At 69.5% G+C, this 12,294-nt stretch carries 10 protein-coding genes; 7 read left to right on the forward strand and 3 right to left on the reverse strand.

The features are described from left to right. Positions 1-139 precede the first annotated feature (139 nt). Positions 140-979, reverse strand: a complete 840-nt coding sequence (locus NRF20_RS36545; protein WP_266363272.1) for an SDR family oxidoreductase — start codon at positions 977-979, stop codon at positions 140-142. A gap of 696 nt (positions 980-1,675) precedes the next feature. Here NRF20_RS36545 and NRF20_RS36550 point away from each other — a divergent pair. From NRF20_RS36550 to NRF20_RS36560, 3 genes are read left to right on the forward strand one after another with little or no spacing between them, the layout of a single operon-like run. Then, on the forward strand, positions 1,676-1,903 hold the full coding sequence (locus NRF20_RS36550) for a ferredoxin (protein WP_266363274.1): 228 nt from the start codon (positions 1,676-1,678) through the stop codon (positions 1,901-1,903). After that, positions 1,900-3,291 carry an NAD(P)/FAD-dependent oxidoreductase gene (locus tag NRF20_RS36555; protein WP_398633856.1) on the forward strand — a complete coding sequence of 464 codons (1,392 nt, stop codon included), beginning with the start codon at positions 1,900-1,902 and terminating at the stop codon, positions 3,289-3,291. The genes NRF20_RS36550 and NRF20_RS36555 overlap by 4 nt, the downstream gene beginning before the upstream one ends. A gap of 13 nt (positions 3,292-3,304) precedes the next feature. Then, positions 3,305-4,510 carry a cytochrome P450 gene (locus NRF20_RS36560; RefSeq protein WP_398633855.1) on the forward strand — a complete coding sequence of 402 codons (1,206 nt, stop codon included), beginning with the start codon at positions 3,305-3,307 and terminating at the stop codon, positions 4,508-4,510. Positions 4,511-4,947: 437 nt separating this feature from the next. Here NRF20_RS36560 and NRF20_RS36565 read toward each other — a convergent pair whose 3' ends face one another. Beyond that, a complete protein-coding gene (locus NRF20_RS36565) occupies positions 4,948-6,222 on the reverse strand; it encodes a glycoside hydrolase family 18 protein (protein WP_398633854.1) in 1,275 nt (424 codons plus the stop codon). Between the two features lie 366 nt (positions 6,223-6,588). On the opposite strand from NRF20_RS36565, the gene NRF20_RS36570 reads away from it, so the two are divergent. Beyond that, on the forward strand, positions 6,589-7,761 hold the full coding sequence (locus tag NRF20_RS36570) for an acyl-CoA dehydrogenase family protein (RefSeq protein ID WP_398633853.1): 1,173 nt from the start codon (positions 6,589-6,591) through the stop codon (positions 7,759-7,761). Between the two features lie 464 nt (positions 7,762-8,225). Here NRF20_RS36570 and NRF20_RS36575 read toward each other — a convergent pair whose 3' ends face one another. Further along, entirely contained in the window at positions 8,226-8,624 is a 399-nt protein-coding gene (locus NRF20_RS36575; RefSeq protein ID WP_398633852.1) for a hypothetical protein, read from the reverse strand. A 203-nt stretch (positions 8,625-8,827) separates the two neighbouring features. On the opposite strand from NRF20_RS36575, the gene NRF20_RS36580 reads away from it, so the two are divergent. The 3 genes from NRF20_RS36580 (at position 8,828) to NRF20_RS36590 (ending at position 12,280) form a co-directional block, all read left to right on the forward strand. Then, positions 8,828-9,268, forward strand: coding sequence for an Lrp/AsnC family transcriptional regulator (locus tag NRF20_RS36580; RefSeq protein ID WP_024493538.1), 441 nt, complete (start codon positions 8,828-8,830; stop codon positions 9,266-9,268). Positions 9,269-9,314: 46 nt separating this feature from the next. Then, entirely contained in the window at positions 9,315-10,961 is a 1,647-nt protein-coding gene (locus tag NRF20_RS36585) for an amidohydrolase (RefSeq protein ID WP_398633851.1), read from the forward strand. Between the two features lie 551 nt (positions 10,962-11,512). Continuing rightward, on the forward strand, positions 11,513-12,280 hold the full coding sequence (locus tag NRF20_RS36590; RefSeq protein WP_266363293.1) for a polyprenol monophosphomannose synthase: 768 nt from the start codon (positions 11,513-11,515) through the stop codon (positions 12,278-12,280). Positions 12,281-12,294 lie beyond the last annotated feature (14 nt).

Consider the following 12,294-nt stretch of genomic DNA (forward strand, 5'->3'; position numbering starts at 1 on the left):
CGACGCGTCCGCCGAACTCTGCGAACGCGAAACGGGGTCACCGTGACCGGTGACTGCTGCGGGGAGCGACGGCGATCGGCCCGGTGCTCTCGCCGAGGATCACCACCCGGCGGGCCGTGAGATCGTCTTGCATGGGCAGTCAGCCGCCGGTGGCGAAGCCGGGGAAGAGCGTCATTCCCCCGTCGACGTAGAGCGTGGTGCCGACGACGTAGTCGAGCAGGTCGGAGGCGAGGGCGACGACGGCGTTGGCGATGTCGTCCGGGTCGCCCACGCGGCGGTACGGGATCAGCCGCAGGAGATCGGCCTCGGCCTCGGGGCTCGACCAGGCGTCGCGGTTGATCGGCGTGCGGATCGCGCCGGGTGCAACCGCGTTGACTCTGATCCGCTGGGGGGCGAGCTCCTGGGCGAGGGTTTGCATCAACATGGCCACACCGCCTTTGGAAGACGCGTAGTTCACATGTCCCGACCACGGGATGATCTGGTGGACCGAGCTCATGCAGATGATTTTCCCGGCTGCGCGGGACACCTCTTCCACCACGCCGCGCCGGACGAACTCCCTGGCGGCCTCCCGGGCGCACAGGAACTGACCGGTCAGGTTGACGTCGATGACCTTCTGCCACTGGGCGAGCGTCATCTCCGTAGCGGCCGCGTCCCGCTGGAGCCCCGCGTTGGCCACCATGATGTCGATGGTGCCGAACGCCTCGACCATCCGGGCGACCATGGCGACCACCTGGGCCTCGTCGGACACGTCGGCCTCGTGGGCGTAGGCACGGACCCCGAAGTCCTTGATCTGCGCCACGACCTTTTCCGCCTCGTCCGCGCCGGCGACGTAGTTCACGACAACGTCTGCTCCGGCCCGGCCCAGGGCGATGGCGGTCGCCAGGCCGATACCCGAGTTGGCACCGGTCACCAGCGCCTTCTGGCCCCTGAGGAGTTGCGCGGACACGGTCCCGCGGTTTTCGTCGGCGCTACCTGCCACGATCTCTCCTCAGGCGGTTTCGAAGGGTGCGCCCGCCCACGCGATAAACGCCTACGGGAACAGGCGACGCACATGAGGGAGGGGGCCTCGGCCTGCCCACCAGGACGGGCGCACAGGAACTGACGCAGACCTGCGCATCAGACGAAAGCACCCTGTGCCGTGGGCGGTCGGATCGCCGCGCCATACAGCCGTGTTTCAGGCGGGCACGTCACACGGTCGGGTTACGGGCCGCGGCTGCTTCGGTCCTTACCGGCTGTTCCCGCGGTCAAGGCCGCTCAGCCATGTCCGACGCCGGGCAACCGGACGTTACCCCGCCACCATCGTGGATCAGAGGCAGCGTGCGGATGAGGGCCCGCGACGATGGCTCTCATGGCGTTCCTCCCTCACTGGCGATGGCCATCCATGCGGCCATCGCCTGATGCCCGCCCCTTTTCCGGCATGCGAGCGATATACGCGAGGGATACGCTGGTGACGACAGTCAGGTTCTCCAGGCGGTGTCGCAGAAACCGGTCGCCAGGTTCGAGACGACCAGTTCTGCCTGCGGAGACCTTTGATGAGCGCCGCTGGCACCTTCGCATTCGAAGGGGCGGGCAACAGCCGATTTTCTTTCTCGGAGACCCACCCTCGCGTTTTGCGCGCCGACGCGGCGCTACCTCAGGGACCGCAGCTCTGCAGCCCCTGAAACGGAGGGTCGGCATGAGGGTTGTCGTAGATCTTTCCCGATGCCAGGGTTACGCGCAGTGCGCGTTCCTTGCCCCAGAAGTGTTCCGGATGCACGGCGAGGAAGCGTTGATGTATCACCCGAACCCCGATGACTCCCAGCGCGAACAGGTGGAACGCGCTGCGGCAGCGTGCCCGCTCCAGGCCATTCTCGTCGACCAGTTGAAAGAGCGGGACGCGCCAGTGGAGGCGTCGCCGTCATGAGCAGCGCTCACACCCTTCAGGGGTTCAAGCGCGACGGCCGCATCGCGATCGTCGGAGCCTCACTGGCAGGACTGCGGGCCGCGGAGGCTCTGCGCGGTGAGGGATTCACCGGGTCGTTGACCATGATCGGCGACGAGCTCGGAGAGCCCTATGACAGGCCCCCTCTGTCCAAGCAGGTGCTGACCGGGTGGGTGCCGACCGACGGCACCAAGTTGCCGCGGCGTCGCGACATCGACGCGCAGTGGCTTCTGGGTGTGCCCGCCAGCGGCCTTGACCTGGCGACCAATCATGTGCACCTCGCCGACGGCAACGAGGTTGCCTTCGACCGAGTGCTGATCTCCACAGGAGTACGCGCCCGGCCCTGGCCCGTCGAGGCAGAAGCCTCCCTGAACGGCGTCTTCGTCGTCCGCACGCGCGGGGACGCCGATGGCCTGCAGCAAGCACTCGCCGCCGGCCCCTCCCGCGTACTGATCATCGGCGCGGGCTTCACGGGCTCCGAGATCGCCTCCATCTGCCGCGAGCGTGATATTCCGGTCACCGTCGCCGAGCTCGGACCCGCCCCGCTGGTCGGGGCACTCGGCGCCATGATCGGTGGCGTTGCCGCTGACATGCAGCGTGCCCATGGCGTCGACCTGCGCTGCGGTGTCAAGGTCACCCAGCTGGAAGGTGACGCGCAGGGGCGGTTGTGCCGCGCTCACTTCTCCGACGGCAGCACCGTCGACGCCGACGTGGCGGTGGTGGCGCTCGGCGGCATCCGCAACACCGATTGGCTGCAGGACTCGGGACTGGCGGCAGGCGTATGGGGAATCGCCTGCGACTCGGGCTGTCGCGCCTTCGACCTCAACGGCCTGGTCACCGATGACGTCTTCGTCGCCGGAGACGTGGCACGCTGCCCGCACCCGGTCTACGAGTACCGCTTCATCTCACTGGAACACTGGGCCAACGCCGTGGAACAGGCCGACATCGCGGCACACAACATGGTCAACGCTCAGGCGGACCGCTGGCCGCACCTGGCCATCCCGGCGTTCTGGTCCATCCAGTTCGGTGTCAACATCAAGTCCGTCGGTGTGCCGACCTTCGCCGACGAGGTCGTTGTCACCCAGGGCTCAGTGCCCGACCACCGCTTCGTCGCCGCATACGGTTACCAGGGCCGCGTCACCGCGGCGGTCAGCTTCAACAACGCGAAGTGGCTGGACCACTACCGAAAGCTGATCGAGACGGCCGCGCCCTTCCCGCCCCCCTGCCCCACACCCGACCAACCTGTTGACGCGAAGCCGGTGCCTGTCGACTTCCCCGGCCCCGTCCTGCTCAGTCAGGGCGCCACGGTAGTGGTCACCGGCCATGACCCGAGCGAGCGGCACGTCACGGCAGTGCGGACCCACCGGTAGGAGGGCAAGCAACATGACCGAGACCAGCACCCTGCACCGAATCCTCGACTACTCCGCCCGCGCCGACCCGTACCCGCTGTACGCCGAGCTGCGCAAGACCCCGGTGGCCCTGCAGGAGGACGGCAGCTACGTCATCAGCACCTACCGCGAGATCACCGACATACTGCACAACCCGCACCTGAGCTCAGACGTCCGCAACCTGTCGCGGCCGACGTCGGCAGCCGAAGGACGCGACACGCCTTCGTTCATCACCACCGACCCGCCCGAGCACGACCGCCTGCGGCGCCTGGCGATGCGCCACTTCGGCCCCCCGTGCACCCCGGGGCTGGTGACCGGCATGCAACCCGAACTGACCGAGATCGTCAGCAGCTTGATCGACGACTTCGCGAACACGCAGCTGGTCGACATCGTCGACGACTTCGCCTACCCGTTCCCCGTCACCGTGATCTGCCACCTGCTCGGCGTGCCACGCGAGGACGAACCACGGTTCCACCAGTGGGTCAACGCCATCATCGACTCGCTCGACTACAACCCGGAGACCGACCCCCCGGAGAAAATGAACCATGGTGTGCAGGCCACCAAGGACCTGCACCAGTATCTCGGTGGGCTGCTGGAGCCACGCCACGGCCGGCCCGGCGACGACCTGCTGTCACGGCTGGCCAACGACGACGGGCCCGATGGGCGGATGACCGACAAGGAAATCATCAGCACCGCCCACCTGCTGCTCATAGCCGGCCATGAGACCACCGTCAACCTCATCACCAACGGCATGCTGACGCTTCTGCGCCACCCGCAGGTACTCCAACGGCTGCGCGACGAACCGGACTTGATCGTGCGACTGGTCGAGGAGCTGCTGCGCTACGAGCCCCCCGTCCACATCGTCCCCTGGCGGGCGGCGTACAGCGACATCACCATCGCTGACACCGTCATCCCCAAGGGCTCCCAGATCATGCTCATGCTCGCCTCCGGCAGTCGCGATCCGGACCGCTTCGACGATCCCGACCGCTTCGACCCCGATCGACAGGACAACCAGCACCTCGGGTTCGGCAGCGGCATCCACCTGTGTTTCGGCGGCCCGCTGGCCCGGCTGGAAGCCCAGATCGCACTCAGTGAACTGGTGCGCCGACTCGACCGGCCCAGGCTGGTGACCGACCCGCCGCCGTACCGGCCCAGCCCGATCCTGCGGGGTCCGATTCATCTGCACATCGAGCAGGGGTGACAGTGCCTGTGGACGAGGCCCTCACCACGTGGGGCCGTTCGTGGTGATCGCCATGTTCGTGACCCAGGCCGGCTTCATGTGAGAAGCCGGCCCCGGCGGGTCAGGAGCGGCAGGTCGCCTTCCCCCGATCGTTCGAAAGCCGTCGGGCCGCTTTGGACAGACCGTCAGAACCCGGCGTGACAAGCGGAATCCTCCTTTTGGGGCCACACCGCGGTCCGGGGAACACATAGTCGGAGCGGGTGCGGCACCATCCTGCCGGAGTGAGTCACGCAGGCTTCGGCCGGAGCGGGAACGCCGCGTGAACCACGGCCTGTTGGACCCCTGGCGGATCGTGTCAGCACGGACGAAACGGGGCGGAAGGCCGATCGGCCCGCCGCCCCGCTCCTGGGTCCTGTCGCCGAACTGCGCTCGACGCCTGATGGGGCCTTGCACAGTGACTAGTCGATCGCCTTGATCAGCTCGCCATTGGTGGTGTCACCGCTGAGCTCCCAGAAGAAGGTGCCGCCCAGCCCCTGCTGGTTCTTGTAGTCCATCTTCGTGGCGATGGTGGCCGGGGTGTCGTAGCTCCACCAGTCGGTGCCGCAGTGTGCGTACGCCGTACCGGCGATCGTGCCGGTGGCCGGGCAGCTCGTCTTCAGGACCTTGTAGTCCTCGATGCCCGCTTCGTACGTACCGCGGGCTGCTCCGGTGGCGGTGCCGCCGGGCGCGTCCTGGGTGACGCCGCTCCAGCCGCGGCCGTAGAAGCCGATGCCGAGCAACAGCTTCGACGCGGGGACGCCTTGCGCCTTCAGCTTGTTGATGGCGGCCTCGCTGTTGAAGCCCTCCTTCGGGATGCCGCTGTAGGAGGTCAGCGGGGAGTGCGGGGCGGTCGGCCCCTTCGCGTCCCAGGCGCCGAAGAAGTCGTACGTCATCGGGTTGTACCAGTCGACGTACTTCGACGCGCCGCCGTAGTCGACGGCGTCGAGCTTGCCGCCGTCGGAGCCGTCGGCGGAGATCGCCGAGGTGACCAGGCTGTCCGCACCGAACTTGGAGCGCAGCGCGGCCAGCAGGTTGCCGTAGGCGTCACGTCCGCTGGTGTCGCAGGTCAGACCGCAGGCGTTGGGGTACTCCCAGTCGATGTCGATGCCGTCGAAGACATCGGCCCAGCGGGGGTCCTCCACCAGGTTGTAGCAGGACTCGGCGAACGCGGCCGGGTTCTTCGCCGCCTCACCGAAGCCGCCGGACCAGGTCCAGCCGCCGAACGACCAGATGACCTTGAGGTTCGGGTGCAGCTTCTTCAGCTTGCGCAGCTGGTTGAAGTTGCCGCGCAGGTCCTGGTCCCAGGTGTCCGCCACGCCGTCGACCGACTGGTCGGCCGTGTACGCCTTGTCGTAGTCGGCGTACGAGTCGCCGATCGCGCACTTGCCGCCGGTCACATTGCCGAAGGCGTAGTTGATGTGCGTGAGTTTGTCGGCCGAGCCCGACGTCTCGATGTTCTTGACGTGGTAATTGCGCTGGTAGACACCCCAGTTGGTGAAGTATCCGACCACCTTGCCGTCGGCCGCTGTGGGGGTGGCGTCGGCGGCTGCAGGGGTCGTGGCCTGCGTGGCGGTGGGGGCCACGCCGGCCGATGCGGCGCCCGCGGCACCCAGCAGGGCGGCGCCGAGGGCGACGGTACAGGCGGCTGCGGTGAGCGCCCGGAGGCGGGCGCGGGGATTGTGCGGTCCGAACATCTTGTCTCCTCGTGGGGGAGGGAACTCGGTAGTGGGGGGGCTTTCGGCGTAGACTTGGCATGAACGCGGAAAAGTCGGTTCGATGGAACCGTAGATGGACTAGACCAGTCGGGTCAATGGTTCGGACCAATTCCGGTGACCGCCCGCTCGCCGCCGAGTCGCTCGGTCACCCCGTGACGGATATCGTCCGATCGGGCATACTCAAGCCGCCACAGCCGCTGGCCAGCGACTCTCGAAATCCGGGAGGCCGGCATCGGCTGGGCAGCAGTGCTTCTCCGGGCCGCGCCCGGAAGCCCCCCCCGGCGGCGCCGCCCACACCCCGCGCGCGCGACCGTCGCAACGCCCGACAGGGAGGAGAGCGCCGTCATGACCGACCGTGCCCCGCAATTGGTGGAACGCCGTCTGCCCACCGAGGAGTCCAGGCAGCTCGTCGCGCTCGTCCGCGACATTGCCCAGCGAGAGATCGCGCCGCGGGCGGCCGAGGAGGAGGACGCCGGCCGGTTCCCGCGCGAAGTCTTCACTCTGCTCTCCGAGTCCGGACTGCTCGGACTGCCTTACGATTCCGCCCACGGCGGTGGTGACCAGCCTTACGAGGTCTACCTCCAGGTCCTCGAAGAGCTCGCGGCCGCCCGGCTCACCGTCGGTCTCGGTGTCAGCGTCCACTCCCTCGCCTGCCACGCGCTCGCCGGATACGGCACCAAGGAGCAGCAGGCCGAACACCTTCCGGCGATGCTGGGAGGTGGCCTGCTGGGCGCCTACTGCCTCTCCGAGCCCGCCTCGGGCTCGGATGCGGCCTCGCTCCGTACGAAGGCCGTACGGGACGGCGACGACTGGGTCATCACCGGCACCAAGGCATGGATCACGCACGGCGGCATCGCCGACTTCTACACGGTCCTGGCCCGCACCGGAGCCGAGGGCGCCCGCGGCATCACGGCCTTCCTGGTCCCCGGCGACGCCGAGGGGCTGAATGCGGCCGCCCCCGAGAAGAAGATGGGCATGAAGGGCTCGCCCACCGCCCAACTGAACTTCGACGGCGTACGGGTCACCGACGCCCGCCGGATCGGCGAGGAGGGCCAGGGCTTCGCGATCGCCCTGTCCGCACTCGACTCCGGACGCCTGGGCATCGCCGCCTGTGCGATCGGTGTCGCCCAGGCCGCCCTCGGCGAGGCCGTCGCCTACGCCACCGGGCGGCAGCAGTTCGGCCGGCCCATCGCGGACTTCCAGGGCCTGCGCTTCATGCTCGCCGACATGGCCACCCAGATCGAGGCGGGCCGGGCGCTCTACCTGGAGGCGGCCCGGCTGCGCGACGAGGGCAGGCCCTTCTCGCGCCAGGCGGCCATGGCCAAGCTGTTCTGCACGGACGCGGCCATGCGGGTGACCATCGACGCGGTCCAGGTGCTCGGCGGATACGGCTACACCCTCGACTTCCCCGTCGAGCGGCTGATGCGCGAGGCCAAGGTGCTGCAGATCGTCGAGGGCACCAATCAGATCCAGCGGATGGTCATCGCGCGCCACCTCGCGGGTCCTGAGACGCGCTGACCCGCAGCGGTCGCTCCGACCACACGGGCGTCGTCATGATCCGGTTCCACTCCTGGTCATGGCGGCCCGGCAGGGTCCGTCCCGTGCCCTCCCAATGACGCAGCAGGGACCGGTAGATGGGCGGATCGGTGGAGTGCGGCGCCGACCGCGGCGTGGACCGGGGAGGCACGGGCTGCGGCACCGGCTGTGAACCGGGCTGCGGAACCGATTCTTCGGCGGTCGGAGCGATGAGACGGCGGCGACCGGGACCGGCCGTTGAGTGCAGCGGGGTTATGCCTGGCCAACGGTGCGGGGCGGGCCAGGGTCACTGCCCAGCCGATTCGAGAGCCCGTTCGCCGGGTCCCCGGGCGGCGGAGTTTCATCGACAGCGGGCACCACGCCGGCCGGGCCGTCGTGGTGCAGCGCAGAAGTGCCGGATGAGCCCGGATGCGTCCGGGCGGTCCCGCGCAGGTGCGGGAGGGCCCTCAGGCGGCGTCGCGCCGCATCTGCGGCACCCGCAGCGGGTGCGAGCCGGGACCACCGGCATGCGAGAACGGCTGCATTCGCCAGTCGAGTCCCTGAGGGAGCGTCAACAGCAGGGCCGTCTCCTGCTCCTGGAGGTCGAGCGACTCGTCGGCGGGCCGCGCCTGGGACGCCGCGCGGCCGGTACCGGCACAGACCGTCAGAACGAACGGATTCCACGGGGTCGGGCACAGCGCGTGCTCCGGCAGTACGTCCTCGTCCGCCAGCAGCGCGATCGGCTGCGCGCAGTCCGGGCAGATCACCCGGTACATCTCGAACATGTCGTACGCGTCGGGAGCGGTGTCCTCGACCGGATCAACGGGCTCCGGTTCGGTGCGTCCGGTGAGCTTCAGGCTCTGCATGGGAAATTCCCCCCTCGGGTGGGCCGACAAGGCGCCACGGCCTCGACCACAGCAAGCACTTCCCGTCGCGCATCGGCCGTAACCGCGAGGGGGTCGACTACCCACCCGTAAACCTGTGGCATTCGTCACATGACTGCCGCAGGTGCCCTTCCGGAGCCCTCACCGCTGTGCCTGGAGGGACCTGGGGCAATAGGTTGATCCGTATGGAGGAGCTGGACCGACAGATCGTGGAGTTGCTCGTCAAGGACGGGCGGATGAGCTACACCGACCTGGGCAAGGCCACGGGCCTGTCCACCTCGGCGGTTCATCAGCGTGTCCGCAGACTGGAGCAGCGCGGGGTGATCCGGGGCTATGCCGCGGTCGTCGACCCCGAGGCCGTCGGTCTGCCGCTCACTGCGTTCATCTCGGTGAAACCCTTCGACCCGAGCGCGCCGGACGACATCGCGGAGCGGCTCGCGGGCGTCCCGGAGCTGGAGGCGTGTCACAGCGTCGCGGGTGACGAGAACTACATCCTCAAGGTGCGTGTCGCGACCCCGCTGGAGCTGGAACACCTGCTCACCCGGATCCGCTCGCTGGCCGGTGTCTCCACCCGGACCACCGTCGTACTCTCCACGCCGTACGAGGCCCGGCCCCCGCAGATCTGAGGGGGCCGCGGAACGAGCGGGTCCGGGCAGGCGCGAGACTGGTCCCATGACCGAGAGCACCGCCCCCCAGAGCGAACACCGCACCGTGCTGCTGCGCGGTGGAGAAGTCCACAGCCCCGCCGACCCCTTCGCCACCGCCATGGTGGTCGAACGCGGCCATGTCGCCTGGGTGGGCTCGGAAGGGGCCGCCGACGCCTTCGCCAGCGGCGTCGACGAAGTGATCGACCTCGAAGGTGCGCTGGTCACCCCGGCGTTCACCGACGCCCACGTCCACACCACATCGACCGGCCTGGCTCTCACCGGCCTCGACCTCTCCGGTGCCCGGACCCTCGACGAGGCGCTCGGTCTCCTGCGCGCGTACGTGGCGGCGCACCCCGCGGACCGGGTCGTCCTCGGTCACGGCTGGGACGCCACACGCTGGCCGGAGCAGCGCCCGCCGTCGCGCGGTGAGCTCGACGCGGCCGCCGGCGGACGGCCGGTGTACCTGCCCCGTATCGATGTGCACTCCGCGGTCGTCACCACCGCCCTGCTCGATCTGGTCCCGGGCGTCACCCAGCTGGCCGGGTACCACCCCGACGCCCAGCTGACCGGCGCCGCCCACCACGCGGTGCGCTCCGCGGCCCACGGCGCCGTCTCGCCGCTGCAGCGCGCCGACGCCCAGCGCGCCGCTCTGCGCCACGCCGCGTCGCTCGGCATCGGCACCGTCCACGAGTGCGGCGGCCCGGACATCTCCGACGAGGAGGACTTCGTCGCGCTGCTCAAGCTCGCCGCGACGGAGAGCGGACCACGGGTCTTCGGCTACTGGGCCCAGCAGGTCGGCGACGAGAAGGACGCCCGCCGCATCCGGGAACTCGGCGCGATCGGCGCCGCCGGGGACCTCTTCGTCGACGGCTCGCTCGGCTCGCACACCGCCTGCCTGCACGAGCCGTACGCCGACGGTCCGGCCGGACACACGGGCACCGCCCACCTGGACGCGGCGCGGATCGCCGCCCATGTCACCGCCTGCACCGAGGCCGGGCTGCAGGCCGGCTTCCACGCCATCGGCGACGCGGCGGTCTCCGCCGTGGTGGAGGGCGTCCGGGCCGCCTCCGAGACGCTCGGCCTGGCCCGGATCCGGGCCGCCCGGCACCGTATCGAGCATGCCGAGATGCTCACCCCCGAGACCGTCGCCGCCTTCGCGGAGCTGGGTCTGACCGCTTCCGTGCAGCCTGCCTTCGACGCGGCCTGGGGCGGGGAGGAGGGCATGTACGCGCAGCGGCTCGGCGCCGAGCGGGCCAGGACCCTCAACCCGTACGCGGCGCTCCTGCGGGCCGGTGTGCCCCTGGCCTTCGGCTCGGACAGCCCCGTGACCCCGCTGGACCCGTGGGGGACCGTACGGGCCGCCGCATTCCATCGCACGCCCGAGCACCGTATCTCCGTGCGGGCCGGCTTCACCGCCCACACCAGGGGCGGCTGGCGGGCCGTCGGCCGCGACGACGCGGGGATCCTGGTACCCGGCGCCCCGGCCGACTACGCGATCTGGCGCACCGCTGACCTGGTGGTCCAGGCCCCGGACGACCGGGTCGCCCGCTGGTCGACCGACCCGAGGTCGGGAACGCCCGGCCTGCCGGACCTCACCCCGGGCGCCGAGCTCCCGGTCTGCCTGAGCACCGCGGTCTTCGGACAAAATGTCTACGTACGACCGAACGGGTGACGTCCGGACATTTCGTACCGCCGATCGAAGATGTCCCCGCTCCGCCGCGACCTGCGGATCTTCGCTACTGACCAGGCAAGTTCCGTAAACATTGCAGGTCAGGCGGCTATTGACAGAACGCGCCCACCGGCCGGTAGGTTCGGCCGAGTCCACCACAGGACGTCCGACCGGTTAAGCCTCCACGCAGTCGTCGAACGCCGCTGGGTCATGGGGTGGTGTGCCGCACCGGCGCACCACCACTGACAGCCAGGTTCAGCGCCCGCGCCTCGGGGGCGAGGGAAGGTTTCAGCCGGACGGTAGGTGTGACCCGGGTGGGGCCCGGACGTTCAGTAGACAACGGCTCTAGGTCGACCCGCAGCCAGCGGGTCCCAGGTCGGCCCGAAGGGCGCTGGGCCCCCATCCGTAGTTCCCGTCGGTTTCCCGTCAGGGGGTCTGTCCGTACTTCCCTCCTTCTGTCCGTGGCGGTGTCCGCTCCCGCCCGACCGCGTCGGCATCGGGCCCCCGCCCGCTGGATATGGTGTGCACCTGCGTACGGACTTAAGGGGCAGTAAGTGAACGACGGCGGTCAGAGGCGGTACGGCCCGCTCGGCAGAACCTTGGTGATCATTCCGACCTACAACGAGGCCGAGAACATCAAGCCGATCGTGAGCCGGGTGCGCGCCGCTGTGCCGGAAGCCGACATCCTTGTCGCCGACGACAACAGCCCCGACGGCACCGGCAAGATCGCCGACGAGCTCGCCTCGGGCGATGACCAGGTCCAGGTCCTGCACCGCAAGGGCAAGGAAGGGCTGGGCGCGGCCTACCTCGCGGGCTTCCGCTGGGGCATCGAGCACGGCTACGGCGTGCTTGTGGAGATGGACGCCGACGGCTCCCACCAGCCCGAGGAACTGCCTCGTCTGCTCACCGCGCTCAAGGGCGCCGACCTGGTGCTCGGTTCCCGCTGGGTGCCGGGCGGGCGGGTGGTCAACTGGCCCAAGTCCCGGGAAATGATCTCCCGCGGCGGCAGTACGTACTCCCGGCTCCTCCTCGGGCTGCGGACCAGGGACGTCACGGGCGGCTACCGGGCCTTCCGCGCCGAGACCCTGGAGGGCATCGGCCTCGACCGGGTCGCCTCGCAGGGTTACTGCTTCCAGGTCGACCTGGCCCGTCGCGCCATCGACGCCGGGTATCACGTCGTCGAGGTCCCGATCACCTTCGTGGACCGCGAGATCGGCGACTCGAAGATGAGCCGCGACATCCTGGTCGAGGCGCTCTGGCGGGTCACCTCCTGGGGTGTCACCTCCCGCACGAACCGGGTCCTCGGCCGCAAGGCGACCTGAGCCACCGAAGGCGG

The sequence above is a fragment of the Streptomyces sp. R-74717 genome (assembly GCF_047305335.1).
Lineage (GTDB): Bacteria > Actinomycetota > Actinomycetes > Streptomycetales > Streptomycetaceae > Streptomyces > Streptomyces atratus.

What these genes read in the sequence shown, in the direction of transcription:
- NRF20_RS36550 (WP_266363274.1), top strand. Translation starts at nt 1,676, where the DNA reads ATGAGGGTTGTCGTAGATCTTTCCCGATGCCAGGGTTACGCGCAGTGC.
- NRF20_RS36555 (WP_398633856.1), top strand. Translation starts at nt 1,900, where the DNA reads ATGAGCAGCGCTCACACCCTTCAGGGGTTCAAGCGCGACGGCCGCATC.
- NRF20_RS36560 (WP_398633855.1), top strand. Translation starts at nt 3,305, where the DNA reads ATGACCGAGACCAGCACCCTGCACCGAATCCTCGACTACTCCGCCCGC.
- NRF20_RS36565 (WP_398633854.1), bottom strand. Translation starts at nt 6,222, where the DNA reads ATGTTCGGACCGCACAATCCCCGCGCCCGCCTCCGGGCGCTCACCGCA.
- NRF20_RS36570 (WP_398633853.1), top strand. Translation starts at nt 6,589, where the DNA reads ATGACCGACCGTGCCCCGCAATTGGTGGAACGCCGTCTGCCCACCGAG.
- NRF20_RS36575 (WP_398633852.1), bottom strand. Translation starts at nt 8,624, where the DNA reads ATGCAGAGCCTGAAGCTCACCGGACGCACCGAACCGGAGCCCGTTGAT.
- NRF20_RS36580 (WP_024493538.1), top strand. Translation starts at nt 8,828, where the DNA reads ATGGAGGAGCTGGACCGACAGATCGTGGAGTTGCTCGTCAAGGACGGG.
- NRF20_RS36585 (WP_398633851.1), top strand. Translation starts at nt 9,315, where the DNA reads ATGACCGAGAGCACCGCCCCCCAGAGCGAACACCGCACCGTGCTGCTG.